15 protein-coding genes and 1 riboswitch are annotated in these 16163 nt (G+C 44.0%); of the genes, 3 read left to right on the plus strand and 12 right to left on the minus strand.

The genetic code is table 11. From position 1 onward, the window contains the following. Positions 1–2: 2 nt before the first annotated feature. The 5 genes from DESYODRAFT_RS17735 to xdhA form a co-directional block, all read right to left on the minus strand. Entirely contained in the window at positions 3–1280 is a 1278-nt protein-coding gene (locus tag DESYODRAFT_RS17735; protein WP_007785185.1) for a 4Fe-4S dicluster domain-containing protein, read from the minus strand. A 438-nt stretch (positions 1281–1718) separates the two neighbouring features. Beyond that, the gene (xdh, locus tag DESYODRAFT_RS17740) at positions 1719–4331 is read right to left on the minus strand and encodes a selenium-dependent xanthine dehydrogenase (protein WP_007785187.1); all 2613 of its coding nucleotides are present in this window, start codon (positions 4329–4331) and stop codon (positions 1719–1721) included. A gap of 207 nt (positions 4332–4538) precedes the next feature. Next, positions 4539–5030, minus strand: coding sequence for a xanthine dehydrogenase subunit XdhC (xdhC, locus tag DESYODRAFT_RS17745; protein ID WP_007785188.1), 492 nt, complete (start codon positions 5028–5030; stop codon positions 4539–4541). Further along, positions 5030–5911 carry a xanthine dehydrogenase subunit XdhB gene (gene xdhB / locus DESYODRAFT_RS17750; protein ID WP_007785189.1) on the minus strand — a complete coding sequence of 294 codons (882 nt, stop codon included), beginning with the start codon at positions 5909–5911 and terminating at the stop codon, positions 5030–5032. Before xdhB ends, xdhC begins: the two co-directional genes overlap by 1 nt. Positions 5912–5976: 65 nt before the next feature. Then, positions 5977–8259, minus strand: coding sequence for a xanthine dehydrogenase subunit XdhA (gene xdhA / locus DESYODRAFT_RS17755; RefSeq protein ID WP_007785191.1), 2283 nt, complete (start codon positions 8257–8259; stop codon positions 5977–5979). 282 nt (positions 8260–8541) lie between these two features. Further along, a riboswitch (purine riboswitch) is annotated at positions 8542–8644 on the minus strand. A gap of 266 nt (positions 8645–8910) precedes the next feature. Between xdhA and DESYODRAFT_RS17760 the strand changes: the two genes are divergently transcribed. Next, positions 8911–9336, plus strand: a complete 426-nt coding sequence (locus DESYODRAFT_RS17760) for a MarR family winged helix-turn-helix transcriptional regulator (RefSeq protein ID WP_007785192.1) — start codon at positions 8911–8913, stop codon at positions 9334–9336. 71 nt (positions 9337–9407) lie between these two features. Further along, positions 9408–10568 (plus strand): MFS transporter, encoded by a 1161-nt coding sequence (locus tag DESYODRAFT_RS17765; protein ID WP_007785193.1) that lies wholly within the window; start codon positions 9408–9410, stop codon positions 10566–10568. Positions 10569–10578: 10 nt separating this feature from the next. On the opposite strand, the gene DESYODRAFT_RS17770 is transcribed toward DESYODRAFT_RS17765, so the two are convergent. Further along, positions 10579–11124, minus strand: coding sequence for a DUF1697 domain-containing protein (locus DESYODRAFT_RS17770; RefSeq protein ID WP_007785195.1), 546 nt, complete (start codon positions 11122–11124; stop codon positions 10579–10581). Positions 11125–11161: 37 nt separating this feature from the next. Beyond that, positions 11162–11455: a GGDEF domain-containing protein gene (locus DESYODRAFT_RS17775; protein WP_042338794.1), complete on the minus strand. Its 294-nt coding sequence runs from the start codon at positions 11453–11455 to the stop codon at positions 11162–11164. A 284-nt stretch (positions 11456–11739) separates the two neighbouring features. Between DESYODRAFT_RS17775 and DESYODRAFT_RS17780 the strand changes: the two genes are divergently transcribed. After that, positions 11740–12294 carry a P-loop nucleotide/nucleoside kinase family protein gene (locus DESYODRAFT_RS17780; protein WP_007785197.1) on the plus strand — a complete coding sequence of 185 codons (555 nt, stop codon included), beginning with the start codon at positions 11740–11742 and terminating at the stop codon, positions 12292–12294. Here DESYODRAFT_RS17780 and DESYODRAFT_RS29315 read toward each other — a convergent pair. The 5 genes from DESYODRAFT_RS29315 to DESYODRAFT_RS29320 all read right to left on the minus strand — a co-directional run bounded on the left by DESYODRAFT_RS29315 (position 12249) and on the right by DESYODRAFT_RS29320 (position 16093). After that, complete coding sequence (locus DESYODRAFT_RS29315; RefSeq protein ID WP_242833481.1) at positions 12249–13280, minus strand: ABC transporter permease; 1032 nt, start codon at positions 13278–13280, stop codon at positions 12249–12251. The genes DESYODRAFT_RS17780 and DESYODRAFT_RS29315 overlap by 46 nt on opposite strands. Then, on the minus strand, positions 13213–14142 hold the full coding sequence (locus tag DESYODRAFT_RS17790) for a sensor histidine kinase (protein WP_007785200.1): 930 nt from the start codon (positions 14140–14142) through the stop codon (positions 13213–13215). Before DESYODRAFT_RS17790 ends, DESYODRAFT_RS29315 begins: the two co-directional genes overlap by 68 nt. Continuing rightward, a complete protein-coding gene (locus DESYODRAFT_RS17795; RefSeq protein ID WP_007785201.1) occupies positions 14108–14794 on the minus strand; it encodes a response regulator transcription factor in 687 nt (228 codons plus the stop codon). Before DESYODRAFT_RS17795 ends, DESYODRAFT_RS17790 begins: the two co-directional genes overlap by 35 nt. Positions 14795–15221: 427 nt before the next feature. Further along, complete coding sequence (locus tag DESYODRAFT_RS17800; RefSeq protein WP_007785203.1) at positions 15222–15833, minus strand: DNA-3-methyladenine glycosylase; 612 nt, start codon at positions 15831–15833, stop codon at positions 15222–15224. 74 nt (positions 15834–15907) lie between these two features. Further along, positions 15908–16093 carry a hypothetical protein gene (locus DESYODRAFT_RS29320; RefSeq protein ID WP_007785205.1) on the minus strand — a complete coding sequence of 62 codons (186 nt, stop codon included), beginning with the start codon at positions 16091–16093 and terminating at the stop codon, positions 15908–15910. Positions 16094–16163 lie beyond the last annotated feature (70 nt).

Below are 16163 nucleotides of genomic sequence, written 5' to 3' on the forward strand. Positions count from 1 at the left end.
TTTTATAAAGCACTTTTATTTGACAATAATTTATCCAAATATATGGATTTAAACTGTTTACTAGCCAGTATCTGCTTTAAAGGCGGCAATTTAAGAATAACTCCAAGCACTGCTGCCATGGCACGATGATTGGCAAATGCCTGGTTATCAAATATGAGATTTTGGAGGGTTCCTTTTTCGATTGCTTGCAGTACAAATCTATGGGTACTATTCACCGGTGTAATGACTTGAACCTCTCGGCCTACTAATTCAATGGCATTTTTGGGACAACTTCGCACACATACACCACAGCCAAGGCATACCTCATTATCTACTTGTGCCGCCGCCTTACCCTCTTTGTTGTCTGGCCTGGAAATTGCTGATACCGGGCATACCGTTTCACATTTACCGCATCCTACGCATTCTTCCGAAATCTTAGGTATGTAATTTGTCGTGGCCACCGGCTGCATTGGGCTGAATTTTCTTGCTGCTTGCAGGGCTTCACAACAACAACCGCAACAATTGCAAATAAATGCCGGGTCTTCACGAACATTTTCGCCTATTTGCACCAGATTAGCTGCATAAGAACGTTCTAAGACATCCATTGCCTCTTTCTTATCAATTAATCTCGCATGCTGCCCATGTTCTGCAAGAGAACGGGCAACATTTCCAAAGGTGAGGCAAACATCCAATGGAGCATTTATTGCACAGGGGTGGCCTGTATGTAACATCTTATGCCTGCAATAACAAGTTCCCAGGCCTATATGAGCTGCTTCCTCAATAATATGGCTTGCTCTTTCATAATCCAGAATATGAATTGTCTTATCATTCGTCAAAATTGGCTCCTGCACATAAACCCGCCCAAGACGGGTCTCTGTTGCGAAAAATAAGTCCTTAACAAAATCTTCTTCTACATTCATGTATTGATAATACAATTCACTTAAATATTTCTGATCAATGTCGCCCCTTGTACGCATCAAGGCAAATTCAATAAATCCTGCCATTGGTGGCGGCATTACAAATTGACGTACTCCATTATAAAATGAATCCACAAGTAAGGCCTTCTGGCAAAGATGCTCTAAAAAAGCTTCCGCTTTCCCTTCACTGGTATTCCAGATTTTTGCTGCTTTCTTGGCAGTAAATGGACGAACCGGCAATAGCGCGACCCATTTGGCTTCAGTATCCGTATACAAAACTTGCAAAATATTATACAGGCTGTCCGATGGCGGAGCCCCTTGTGTAAACCAATTGATTCTTTCTTCTAAATTCTTATAGGCATCTTTACTTGTAATATGTCCCATGGATTCACCTTCCTAATATTAAGTTCATGCCTTGAGGATACAAAAAGTATACCGCATTTCCTTTTACTATGCATAATCCTCCAATTACGTGGTGATTAAGGGCCAATTGATTGCCCTAGAATTCAACACACTTTCTGGTAAACCCTTCTCCATTCCAATAAAAATAGCACTTTACTCCCATAATATAAAAAGGGCCAGATCATCTCATTGATCTGGCTCTGAATCTTGTGACAAATTTGCTTGGTTCTGGGCAATCAGCTAATTAAGTCAACCTCCCTGCCTGCGCTGCCGCTAAGAACGAAAACACTGTTTTCGCCGTAGGACAGGGGCTTCCGGCCAGCTCAATTTCTTGTCCCACGCTATCTTCTTTGGTAGATAGCTCACCTTAGGGATACAAAGATTGACTACAGCCGGCAGCAGTATGCCTTCTATTACCTTTTAAGCCTTCGGCTTGCGATAATAGGTATTCTCCAAAGGATATTTATATCTGAATACCCCATCTTTTTTATAGTAGGCATTTTGACAGGCCGGAGCACCCATAACACACACGATTTCTCCAACCCCCTTAGCTCCGAATGCTATATCAGGGCCGTTTTTCCCAATCAAATGGACCTCGACAGGCGGCATTTGCTGTGCTTTAAAAAGCCCTAATGTACCAAGTTTTACTTGAGGAATCCCATCTTTTAAGGGAAAGTCTTCCGTTAAAGCATAGCCCAGCCCCATAGCTACACCACCTTCGACCTGACCGCAGACGGAAAGCGGATTGATTACTCTGCCCACGTCATGAGCCGCAATAACTTTTACAACTTTCCCTTCTTTATCTATGATAAAAAGCTGGGTTGCATAGCCATAGGCTACATGGCTTACGGGATTAGGTTTTGGCGAACCGATAGGATCGGTTTTAAACTCGAACTCTCCTATATATTCATTTCCTTCCAAATCCCCCAAGGAACTCCCTTTCTCCAAGTCAGCTTTTAATTTCAAGGATGATTGACGTGCCGCTTCTCCCGCAAAGACAGTTTGACGGGATGCCGTTGTTGTACCCGAGTCAGGAGTATATTTGGTGTCCGGATGTTCTACGACAACCTGATTCGTCAGCAAGCCTGTTGTATCGCAAACCACCTGAGTCAAAACGGTCTGTACTCCTTGCCCGATGGCACCTGCTGAGGATCTGACATGTACTTTGCCATCAATTATTTTTAAATTGCAACGTCCAATATCACGAACACCTACTCCAACCCCTGCATTTTTCATAGCAGATGCGATGCCGACGAAGTAATCCGGATCAGCTTCATACTTTTCAAACTCTTCTTTGACCGCTTCCAAGGTATCTACCATTGCCGAACCTTCATCCGCAATCTGTCCATTGGGCAGGGACTGACCGGGTCTGATGGCATTGCGATAACGGATCTCCCAGCCGGAAATACCGGCTTTTTCCGCAAGCTGATTGATGAGGCATTCGACGACTGCACAGGATTGGGTTACTCCAAAGCCGCGAAAGGCACCGGCTGGAGGGTTATTTGTATAATAGGCATTTCCTTCAATATCGACATTTTGATAATTATAAGGACCACCGGCATGGGTACAAGCTCTTTGCAGTACCGGGCCGCCCAGAGAAGCATAAGCGCCCGTATCGGAAATAATTCTTGCTTTCATCCCTTGCAATATACCATTTTCATCGCAGCCAATCTTACAATAAATTTCCATAGCATGGCGTTTGGGATGATAGTTTATACTCTCCTGGCGGCTAAAAGAAACGTTTACCGGTCGTTTTGTCAGATAGGCACAAAGGGCAGCCTGATGCTGAACGCTCATATCTTCCTTGCCGCCAAATCCTCCTCCAACAACGGCACTTTGGATTCTGACTTTTTCCAAGGGCAGTCCGAGATAAGCACTGATTTCATGGAATTCATCATAAATTCCTTGCCCCCCTGTAATCACCTTAACACCATCTCCATCAGGAAGAGCAACCGCAGTTTCCGGTTCCATAAAGGCGTGTTCTGTTGGCGGCATATGAAAAGTACCTTCGACGACAAATTTAGCATTTTTAAGTGCAGTTTCCGCATCACCCCGTTTTACTTCTTCATGGTCAAAAAGGTTATTTTCAGGAATGCGAAACTTCCCAAATTGCATAAATCCTTCACCATGAATTTGATGGGCACCCGGAATTTCAGCTTCTTGAGGCGTACAAATCGGTTTCAGTGGTTCGTATTGGACTTCTACAGCTTTTACAGCCGCGATCGCCTGTTCTCTCGTTTCGGCAACCACCATGGCCAGTGTATCCCCACAACACTTTGTTTGTTCTCCCACATCAATCATACCCGGCCAGTCCTGTGCCAAATGACCGATATATCTCTGGCCCGGAATATCTTTGGCCGTATAGATGGCAACAACCCCCGGCATGATGAGGGCCTTGCTTATATCAATGGCCAGTATTTTGGCACGAGCAAATTTACTGAAGACATTCTTGCCATAAAGCATTCCGGGAAAGCTAAAATCATTAGCGTACATGGCCGTTCCCAGGGTTTTGGGAATAGCATCAACACGGCAGGTTTTCTCTCCTATCTTCCCGGTTTGGGCTATTTCAGGTACCTCCAGGTTTTCCCTTAGTATTTTTGCAGCTAAAAGAATCCCATCTTCAATTTTAGCGTAACCTGTACACCTGCAGATATTGGTGCGGATTGATCGTTTTACATCCTCTCTGGTTGGATCAGGATTTTGGTCTATCAAAGATTTCCCGCTGATAACCATGCCCGGAATACAGAAGCCGCATTGTACAGCTCCGCTGACCGCGAAAGCATAGCCAAATACTTGTCTTTCTCTCTCTGTAAATCCCTCTATTGTTTGGACCTTTTTCCCACCCAATTTAGAAAGCTTTTGAATACAAGCACGAGCTGTCTTGCCATCAACAATAACAGTACAAGTTCCGCAAACACCTTCTTGGCAGCCATTCTTTACTGAGGTTATTTTGAGTTTTTCACGCAAAAAATTCATCAAGCTCATATCGGTTTCCGATTGATAATCTTTTCCATTTACATTTACTATAAACATTTTACTCCCGCTTTCTGACTATCAATTAGCCTGCAAATGTCTCTTGAGCATGAACATTAACTATTGGTGTTATTTATATATGTACCTGGATTCCTTTTAGCCAGTATAGCATCAACCATTACTTGGGGTGCTATACTGGCTATTGAAGGGGCGAAGGCATCATTCCTTCTAATAATTGTAGGCTTTTCAATTTCAAGAATGATTATACTAGTCTAATTTACCAAGACGTCTGAGCATGGTTTTTTCTACCGCAGTAACAACATTTTCATATCCGGTGCATCGGCAAAGATGACCCGAAAGAAGCTTTCTTAATTGATCTCTGTTATATTCCTTACCCGTTTCCAGTATTTCAACGGACGTCATAATAAATCCCGGAGTACAGAAGCCGCACTGGATAGCTGTTTCATCGATAAATGACTGCTGAATGTCGGAAAGCTCCCCATTAGGTCCCAGCAGACTTTCCAGGGTACGAATCTTCTTTCCTTCCGCCCAGACAGCCAGGTAAATACAAGAATTAAAGCATTCCCCATCGATAAGCACGTTACAGGCTCCGCACTCCCCAACCTCACAGCCTTTTTTTACTGAGGTGAGGCGGTAATCGTTTCTCAGCATATCCGTCAGGGAAGCGCGGACATCGACCATGGTTTCAACGTCCTTGCCGTTGATGTTGCATTTTACCAGTTTATATTGTGCAGACATTAAATCTCACCTCCGGACAATCTGATGGCTTCGATTAAACAGCGCTCTGCCAGTTCCACGGCAATGTGCTGACGGAATGCTTTGGAAGCACGCCAGCTGTCACGGGGATTGATATCCTCAAGCACGCCGGCAGCAAAGGCCTTCACTGTCTCACTGCAGACAGGCTGACCATTGGCTTTAACTTCCGCCGCAGGACAGCGCATGGGAACAGGACCGGCAACGCCATAAGCTATCCGGGCCTTGATGATGGTTTTTTTGTCCTCTGAAAGCTTAACATTGACTGAACAGCCTGTCGTTGCAATATCCATGGCATTTCTCATGGCATACTTGATATAGTGCCCTTTATAGCCTACGTAGCTTTCCTTCGGAATGATAATAGCCGTCTGGATTTCTCCCGCCCTGATATCTACAACACCTGCTTTAATGTAGAATTCCTTGATTGGAAGTCTTCTGACTCCTTCAGGGCCTGTGAGCTCGATAATTGCCTCCCAGGCATGCAGGGTGGAAGCGGAGTCTGCCGAGGTAACACCATTGCAGGTATTGCCGCCTATGGTGCCGATGTTCCGCACCTGAGGACCTCCGATCATATCGACAGCTTCACCAAGAACATTGATGTGTTTTTGAATGATTTCATGTTTGGTAATGTGGGAAAAGCTGGTTAAGGAGCCGATTCTGATGGCTTCATTCTCGTCAAGCCTGATTCCTCTCATTTCGTCAATCATATAGATACTGATTAATTCTTTGCCGGCACGTTTCCCTTCACGCATCTGGACCAAAACGTCACTGCCCCCTGCAATAATATCCGCTTCGGGGTGCGCAAGTCTTAATTCAACAGCTTCCCGGATGCTGCCGGCTTCATATAATGCTTTAATGTCGTACATAATAACTCCTTTCAGGCCCGGGGTTTCCGGGCATTTCTGTGCACCATTGTCCTGTCAATTCGCTGTTAAATCAGTCCTTCTTCGCTAAAACGTTCAAAGAGAACATGAGGTGTCATGGGTGCTTTAAACATGCCGACACCTGTTGCATTTAAAATAGCATTTCTAATGGCGGGGGCCACCGGACATACCGGAGGCTCGCCCAGAGCCTTTGTGCCAAAGGCGCTGGTAGGTTCATAATTCTCAACGAACTGTGCTGCAAGATCAGGGTGATCCATGGTTGTCGGCAGCTTATAGTCGAGAAGATTGTCATTGAGTGTCCGGCCTGACTTGGGATCGTACAGAAGCTGTTCCGACAAAGCGTAGCCGATGCCCATACTCATCCCGCCATGAACTTGTGCTTCAGCAAGATCAGGGTTAATGAGCTGTCCGCAATCATGAACATTGATAATATCAAGTATCTTCACTTTGCATAATTTTATATCAACCTCCACATCCACAAAGCAGCAGCCAAAAGAGTAGGCATTGGACTTAATCTGGTAAGTGCTCTCTGCTGTCATATGCTGTGAATGGGTCAGACTATAAAGAGCTTCACAGGCCAGGTCTGCAATTGACATGAGAATTCTGCCATCCGTGGTGCGGACAATATGGTTGTCTGCTATTTCCAGGTTGAAGACAGGCATTCTTGTCAATTCGTGAGCATACTCGAGTATTTTGGCCTTTAGTATTTCAGCGGTCTGTCTGATTGCAAAACCCCCGACGTAGGTTTGCCTGGAGGCATATGAACCTGTACCAAAGGGTGTAACATCCGTGTCCTGACAGGATACAACATTAATTTTATCCATGGAGTAGCCTAAAATGTCTGCTGCCATCTGGGCGAAAACAGTATCGGCACCCTGACCTATTTCAGTTTCGCCTAACTGTATCTGGACTGAACCATCCTGATTAAGAACCATACGACAGGAAGAGGATTCAAGACTGATTGGCCATACTGCTGTGTTATACCAAAAAACTGCACAGCCTATACCACGGCGGGTATCTCCTGTCTGATGCTTGTATTCCTCGTATTTTCTATCATAGTCAATAGCCGCTTTTCCTTTTTCTATACATTGTCTAAAGCTGTCAAAATAGTTCTCATTTTTGGAGAATCCATCAACATAGCCCACGGGCATGAGATGCTTCAGCCTGTACTCCAGGGGATGGGCGCCGATTTTGCGTGCTATATCATCAATCTGGCTCTCCACAGGGAACATTGCCTGAGGGATGCCATATCCTCTCATGGCACCTGCAACAGTGCGGTTTGTGAATACGGTATAAGCATCGGCTTCAACATTGGGGCAGGGGTATAACTGGGGGAAGGCCCCCATGCCTTTGGCTGCAATACCATGTCCATGAGAAGCATAGGCACCCTGATTGGAGAAAGCTTCCAGCTTTCTGGCCACAATGGTTCCGTCAGGACGTACCCAGGTAACTACGTGACTTCTGATGGCATGACGGACACGGTTGTTAGTAAAGGTTTCTTCTCTTGCCACATCAATCTTGACAAGTCTTCCTCCAACCTGAGTTGAAAGGTAGGCGCACAAGGGTTCATATAGAGCATCCTGCTTGTTGCCGAAGCCACCGCCGATATAGGGCTTGACTACCCTGACCTTTCCCCAGGAAATACCAAGGGCCTGGCCAACAACCCGGCGGACGATGTGGGGAATCTGGGTTGAGGAAACAATATTAATCCTGCCATTTTCTTCATAAGCATAGCAGATATGATTCTCGATATGACAGTGCTGAACGGTAGGAGTATCGTACCAGTCATCAAACTTTATCAGTCCGGGTTCTTTAATGGCCTCCTGATAGTTGCCGATTCTTAGATTGGTGTGGCCAAGAATGTTGTTAGGATAGTTTTCATGAAGCTGGGGAGCACCCTCCTTCATGGCCTCCTGAACATCGAGCACAATAGGGTATTCCTCATAATCAACTTTAACCTTTCTGACTGCCTGCGCAGCAGCAATATCATTCTCAGCTATTACTGCTGCAACCTCTTCGCCATAGAATCTGACTCTGTCTGTCAGAAGAAGACGGTCAGCTACGTCCTGATGATGAGGATCGGTTGACCAGGGGTGTCCCGCCGTAGGGAAGTAATATTTAGGAACATCAAAGCAGGTGACGATTTTAACAACACCTTCGACTTTTTCCGCTTCAGAGATGTCAATTGATTTGACAAGACCATTAGCGATGGTGGAATGAACAAGCTTAACTACAAGTGCCTGGCTGTCACACAGGTCATCGGTATACTTGGTTCGTCCTGTTGCCTTGTCGAAAGCATCGACACGAGGAATACTTTTACCAATATTCATTACATCTACCTCCTAATTCCGCACGAGCGAAGAAAATCATAACTTAACATCATTTCGTTGTGAATCATTTCTCAAATCGTTACTTCTGCCTTTACTTGGTTTCTTTTTCCGCTCCATATTAAATTAAAGGGAAACTCATTTTTCACAGGATGTTAATTTCTTCTAATTGCATGTGTTTATCCTCATCTGCCTGATTAAATTCCTGTGGATGATCTTAAAAACAAAAAACCCAGGCACACGAATAACAAGTCAGACACACGCGTTTAGGTTTAATAAACGGCAATCTAAATAAGTTATTCATGTAGCCTGGGCAATTTATGGTTGCCTGGTCGAAACGCTCACACCATATTAATGAGCTTATACAAGAATAAGAGATTATTTTTTTATAAAAGCATTTTTAATTGGAGTTTACGGTTTTAATTATACATTTCCTTAGTTTTAAGTCAACATTTATTTTCAAAAGTTCTTAAAATTTGCTATAACCTTGCCAGCCTGCAGCTGACATTCAGGGGCTGCAGCTGGCAGCCTCTGCAGACAGAAAATACGCTGCAAGGCTGAAAATTCCTGTCTAAGACAATAGCCCTTCTTGACCAAACTCTGCAGCCAGCATATAATTGTCTTGACAACAATATTTATAAAGGGAGCGGCAACGTGACATTCAGACTTAGGAATAGCCTTGGCTTTATTTTAAACCGAACCAACACAAAGATGAAAAATAATTTACTGCACTATTTAAAAGACTATGATGTAACTCCCGAGCAATGGGCTGTTTTAAATTGCTTATGGGATCAGGACGGTATTTCCCCCAAAGAATTGGCCGAACTTACATCTAAGGATCAGCCTACAACCGTAAGAATGCTATCAAAACTCGAAAAAAAGGGGTTTATCACCAGACAAGTTAATCCAGACGATAATAGAGCCTATTTCATTTACCTTACAAGTAAGGGGAAAGAATTAGAAGACAAATTATATCCTTTAGCATTTAAAGCTCTTGACAAGGCCATAAAAGGTATTGATAAAAAACAAATTGAAGAAGTTAAGAGCGTTCTCAACAAAATATTTGATAATCTGGATTGATGGATATTGATGGATTTTATTTTCCCATTTAGTTGTCCTGACAATAAAATTTTAACAAAAGGGTGAAAAACATGGAAAATAACACAAACCTTATTCAAAAAGAACCTCTATGGAGACAGGATTTCATTCTTATTACCTTAGTGAGTTTGTTTACTTCCCTGGGCTTCCAGATGTTACTGCCTACTTTGCCCGTATATGCAAAAAGTTTAGGTGGCGGTAATACTTCAGCCGGTCTCGTAATTGGTATTTTTACGTTTTCCGCTATCCTTATTCGCCCCTTTACCGGACAAGCTCTGGATGTACATGGTCGAAAAAGTATATTCCTGGCAGGTATGATACTATTTACCGCATGTGTATTGTCCTATATCTGGGCGCCTTCTTTGTTAGTGTTGCTTGCAATTCGTTTTATCCATGGCTTTGGCTGGGGACTTACCAGCACGGCAGCCGGTACGGTAGCAGCCGACATTATTCCTAAGTCCAGAATGGGAGAGGGTATGGGCTATTATGGTTTAGCCGGAACTATATCAATGGCGCTTGCCCCTGCATTAGGACTTTTTATGATAGATCGTTTCAGCTTTAATATTATGTTTTCACTCGCAGCGTTTATGGTCATGATAGCCATTATTTTAGCTTGTCTTATCAAGTATAGGAATGTGACTCCAACCAGACAAACCTTGAGTTTGATTGAAAAAGCGGCATTCCGTCCCACTTTAGTGATATTTTTTATTACCATGACTTACGGTGCGATCGTTTCATTTATCGCATTGTATGCCTCTCAGAGAGGCATCGGCAATATTGGTTCTTTTTTTACCGTGTACGCTGTTTCTCTTGCCATATTCCGGCCTTTTGCCGGGCGTTTATCCGACAAACGGGGTTTTGATTTTGTAGTAATTCCCGGTATTATACTCATTGGATTTGCCATGATTCTGCTATATTTTGCGGCTAGCATCCAATGGTTTTTAGTGGCCGCATTTGTGTATGGTGCTGGTTTTGGCACAGTTCAGCCGAGTTTACAAGCACTTGCCATCATCCTTTCATCTCCTGAAAGGCGCGGATCAGCAAATGCCACATTTTTTACCGGATTTGATTTGGGAATTGGGCTAAGCTCTATAATGTGGGGTGTTGTCGCAGAGGTAACAGGCTATAGCTTGATCTACATGCTATCATTGGTTCCGGTTATGGCCGCCTTAATCAGCTATGTATTATTAGGCCGTAATACTAGAACAGCATAGGAAAGAAGCCTTATTGTGCGGCTGCGGCAAGCTCCGCAAGTTTGCTCGCCGTATTTGCATTCCTGACAGTTATCTTTTGGTAGGTCTTGGTGCCGGAAACCTTTGACCATCTTGTTCGGGAAAAGGTTTCCATAGGGGCCGACCAAAAGATGACCCGGCCATAATAGGCAACCCTTTCATATTCCGGTTTGATTTCGCCGACCTCGGCGCAAACATCCTCCGCGGTGGCGGGCTGGATCACAAAGATGGCATTGTGCTTTGCACCGTTGGGTATATTCCACCATTCCGGCGCGTGTTCAAGCGCATCGGTGAGTTCTTCAGCGGAGATAATCGCAACGGCTATGGCTAATCCGAATTGTTCCGAGATCAGGGTCTCACATACCCTTTGAAGCGCCTCTTCGCTGTCATTGCTGGAAAAAATGATATTTCCGCTGTTAATATATGTCTGCGCGTCTGTGTAGCCGGCTTGCCGGAAGGTCTCCTTCAACTGTTGCATGGATATTTTGTTATTACCGCCTACGTTGATTCCCCGCAGGAGAGCAATATATTTTTTCATGCTGCCGTGTCCTTTCTCTGCTAATGACGTTTAGTTCTTAACAGGATACAACCCTGTTTCTTCCATCGGATTTTGCTTTTAGCAAGGCATTATCTATTCTAAGCATTAATTGATCAAAACTTTCATTGGTTTTATGTTCTCCGACCCCTAAACTGATCGATATCTTCTGATCAATTCCAAAATCATGGGTTTGAACAATTATTCTAATCTTTTCAGCAATGTTGACAGCATGCTTTAATTCAATTTCCGGCAAAATAATGATAAATTCTTCTCCGCCCCAAGGTCCATGAGCGACAATAGCACCCCACATCCTAATCTTAACGGGTTCCATATTGAGGTGCAAATCCTAACTTCACACTAAAATTCACGGCTATAATAGGGGCTAATTGTGAGTAATCCGCATTAGCCCTGTTGCTCTATTACCAAGGGATAAAGGCCCAACCACGTGCTATTTACCCCCATAATTCACACTAAAATCACACGCAATTTCACGTCGAATTATAGTAATATATTCAATATGGTTGGAAAATTAGATGTAGGGACGGGCAGCATAAACGCCCTATTTGGCAAAAAAGTAGTAGAATTTAATTGACAATCCATTAGGAGGGGAGAAAAGTGGGGTTAAAAAATATGAAACAATTGGGGACGCTATACTTTTTCTGTGGAAAAATGGGTGCGGGAAAATCAACTAAATCAAAACAATTGGCGATAGATAAACATGCGGTACTGCTGTCTGAGGATGAATGGATTTCATCACTTTATCCCAATCAGGTCACATCATTTGAGGACTATCTAAAATTCTCAGCACAGATTAAGCCATTGGTGAAAAAGCATGTCCAAAACATATTAAGTGTCGGTACAGATGTAGTGATGGATTTTCCAGCTAATACTCAAAAATTGCGAAAGTGGTTTTTGGATATGGCGTCAGAGGTCAATGCAAGCCATCAAGTAATTTTCCTTAATATAAATAACGAGCAATGCTTACGTCAAATTGCACAAAGACGCAGCGAACAACCCCAAAGAGCTGCATTTGACACTGAAGCGGTGTTTATTCATGTCACTAGTTTTTTTGAAGCACCAGTAGCATCTGAGGGTTTAAATATTTTAGAGCTTAATGGAAAAGCTCAGACTTCAACCCCCTTAAAAAACTGTTTCCTAAGGGACAGGTAAAGGAGTACATCCAAAACCGCAACTACCCCTGTTATTATCCAGATAAAGCTCATCATATAACCCACATAAGGGCTGAACTTAAGCTCTGCGTGCATGTATACCGTGCCTAAACTAATGCCCAGGACAAGAGGGGTAAAGAAAAGGATGGCTAAATGTTTTGTCAGGTAGCTTCTGCACTCTTGATTGTTCAGCCCAATTCGTTTCAGCATGGCAATCTGTTCTTTTTCCTCATCAATATCCGTGACAATTTTGTAATACAAGACAATACCTGAGGACAGTAAGAACAAAAATCCTATGAAGCTAAAGGCAAAGAAGGTAAACCCGCCAATCCCGAAGGCGACATCAAAACGCTCCTGCTTATAAATCGGGCGGAGATGGGTGATGTCGTCTTTTATGCCGAATACTAAACTGGAGCTGGCCCATAAGTTTTCATCAGCGCCGTTTAGGTTACGCAGGCCTTTAAGGATAGATTTAAAGACCTGTCTGCCGTCGCCTGATTTCAGATTAAACAAATAGGCTGTTTCCGTATCGGCCCTAAGGCTTTGATAAACCCTGTCGTCAATGACATTGGCCAAAACTCCTGCATACTCAATATTGCCATAGGAATCAAGGAAAGGCGCATACATCTTGCTTGTTTTTTCCCGGGCATAGACCAGATGTTTTGTCTCCTCCAAGGAGGCGACAAAGGTATCCCTATCTGTAGGGCCGGTCCCAAAGCTTTGGGCTTGGGTTACACCTTGCCGCCAGGGCTGGACCGTGATAACCGTATCATAGTTAAGGGGTTCCTGCGCTCTGGCACTGGAATTATAAACCTGCACTAATTCGTCCGGCATAACATCCAGCTGCAGTCCCATATGCCTGTTAAACTCGCTTTCACTGATGACCATACTGTCCCGGTAGTGTTCCAAATAGTAATTGCTAAACCCGTCTGCGCTGTTCCTGTAGTTTTGGCAGCTGGCAAATTCCAAAGCGGAAAAAGTCTCCAAAACACCGCCTGCACCTGCCGTTTTTGCCCGTAAAAAACAATTCGAAAACCCTGGGGATATCTTCAGCTTCTATACCTATCCCTTCATCCCGTATTGTCAGTACCGTGCGTTTTTCGCCCGGAATTATGTCCGCATAGACATTTTTACCTGAAGGACTGTATTTGATGGCATTGGCGATGATTTGCTCCAGGATATAGGCACACCACTTTTTATCGGTATAGACATAGGCACTCTCACCGCAAAGCTTCGGAAACACGCCGGCATAGATAAAGTCACGCTTCTTTTCATTAATAACCTTGCTGACCAAGGCCTGCAGATCAACTCGCTCCGGCACGTAATCGTTGGAGAACTCATCAAGTCTCAGAATGTTCAGAGCCTGCTCTAAATTTCTTTTCAGCTTTTCATTTTCCAGAGCAATATCGCCGAGAGTGTCGGTGGATGGCTGGGCACAGGCCAGCTCAATGACAGCCAACGAGGTTTTCATGTTATGAATAAAACTGGAGAACATGGAATTGCGGCCCTCCAGCTTTTCATTCAGGGCCATGATCCTTTCATTATAATGGGCATGTATCTCCTCAATGGCTTCAAAAACAAAGACTTCCTTACAGGTTTCAGGATATGATTCGTACCCCCTGCTGTGCCTGGCACCGGCTAAATTATGCAAAAAGCTGTGCATCATCACAGCTTTAAGGATTAAGTAAGCCGCCAATATTATCAGGCTGATCAGAGTTGGATAGACAATGATACCTCCCGTGAAAGTAAGATTGAAAATCAAGAGCAGAACCGCCGTGTTTGCCAGATAAAAAATAATCCCTTTCCGCTCGCTGTCAATGGTTTGGCAGAGCAGCCGTATTAAATGCATATCCTACCCCTCTTTTCGTTTCAAGACAGTTTTGCAGTCCGAGCTCCATGAGCTTCTTTTTCACGCGGGTAATATTGACGGTTAAGGTATTGTCGTCAACAAAGCTCACATCGTCCCAAAGCTCTTCCAAAAGCTGTTCCCGGCTGACGATTTGCCCGGCGTTTTTCATTAAGAGCCGGAGTACCCGGTACTCATTTTTGGAAAGCTCTGTTCCTGCGCCCTTATACGCTACACTCAGAGTGTCTTCATTCAAGCATAGCCCATCAAGGGATATAACCCTCTTGTGCAGCTCTGCCTCCCTGCGCAGCATGGCATTTATTTTCGCCAGCAATACACCAATGGAAAAAGGTTTCGTGATATAATCGTCCGCGCCGTTTTCTATGCCCCGTATCTGCTCCCCTTCTTCGCTGCGCGCTGAAATGATGATGATGGGAATTTTATAATGTTTCCGTATCAGCTTCAGATAATAGAAGCCGTCAAATTTCGGCAGATTGATATCAAGCAGAATGAGTTTGGGTCTACAAGCCGCTATTGTTTCGGGCACAGCATCATAGTCGTCAAGAATCCGCGTCGTGAAGCCGTAGACTTCCAAATACTCGGAGATATATTTCTGCAGCTGCTCATTATCTTCAATAAGGAGAATAGTATTCATGTGCTCACACCTTTCTAGGACAGTCGATGGCTTCTAAAGCCCTATTTCTCTCTGCACAAAAACCTTTTAATTTATTGTTATTCAACGTTTTCTAAGCATTAACTTCATTTTTCATTCCGGTGATACCGACAAGTCAAAATCCGCCCTAATATTCAGCCATTCCCGATTATAGTTTATCTGCATTTCATTTTTCATAATCTCTATCACCCTTATGTTATCAAAAAATTCCCCATATCATCTATAAAAGGCCGAAAAAGAGGGCCGAAAAATTCACTTTCAGCCCTCCGCTCTTTTTTTATTCTGAAACCAATATACCGCTCAAACCGTCTTGTTTTCCTTTCAAACCACTATTGTCATCAAATTAATCCTCTGTCTGATGACAGGGTTATTAAGCTGCTTTAATAAGTAAACGCCAATTTGTTCAGGATTACTTTACGGATACATAGGGGTTGGCTTCTATATAAAACCGCCACTGGTAATCCTTTGCTTCCCCGGCATAATCAATTCCGATCCGTTTGGCTGACACGACAGAAAAGTTTTCCCCCTCACCCTCTTCTATGTACAGCTTCCTTCCGCGCAAATCTTCTCCGTTTAAACTTTTATCGATTAAAAGTGCCCTGCATAATTTTCCCGGTCCATTGGTCAGCCCCTTAATCTGGCTTTTGCTTAACTGATGATAAGCCTTTTGGAATCTGTTGGCGGACATTTGCTCAAACCCTTCTGCCGGCTCGACGGCCCTGATCAAGACAGCCTGAGGAATTCCTTCTTCCCTGGTGACTACATTGAAGCAATAGTACATGCCGTAAATCATGAAAACATAGGAACATCCCGGCCCGCCATACATAACCTCCACCCGGGTCGTTCTTTTTCCGCCGTAGGAATGAGCCGCTTTATCTTCAATCCCCATATAGGCTTCCGTTTCCACGATTTTTGCGGAAATCCTCCCGCCCTCTGTTTCATGGACCAGTACCTTTCCCAAAAGTTCCCGGGCCACTATTAAGGAATCTCTATTATAAAATTCTCTGCCGATGGTTTTCATTTTCTTCAGACACCTTTCTCCACGGTTTTGGAGGACTGTGAGTATATCTTTTTATATTAACATAAGGACGCTCCCTAAACAAAAAGTCCGCCTGGAATATGATTCCGGGTGAACTTTTTATTCGGGAATCTGCGTCCCATAAGGTTTTGCAGATAGCTTCTGCTGTGCCCCGGGCCGAGGCTCATTTTGTATTCCGAACTTTCCTTAACTGCCTGCTTAAGCTCCCGGGTTGGCATGCCGGCTACATCATTCTCTGCCATGAAGGTCCCCCTAATCGCCTGGGTGCAGCTCAAATTCGGAATTGATTCCGAATTTGAGCCGTCCTGGGCA

Origin of the sequence: Desulfosporosinus youngiae DSM 17734 (assembly GCF_000244895.1) — a bacterium.
Classification (GTDB): domain Bacteria; phylum Bacillota; class Desulfitobacteriia; order Desulfitobacteriales; family Desulfitobacteriaceae; genus Desulfosporosinus; species Desulfosporosinus youngiae.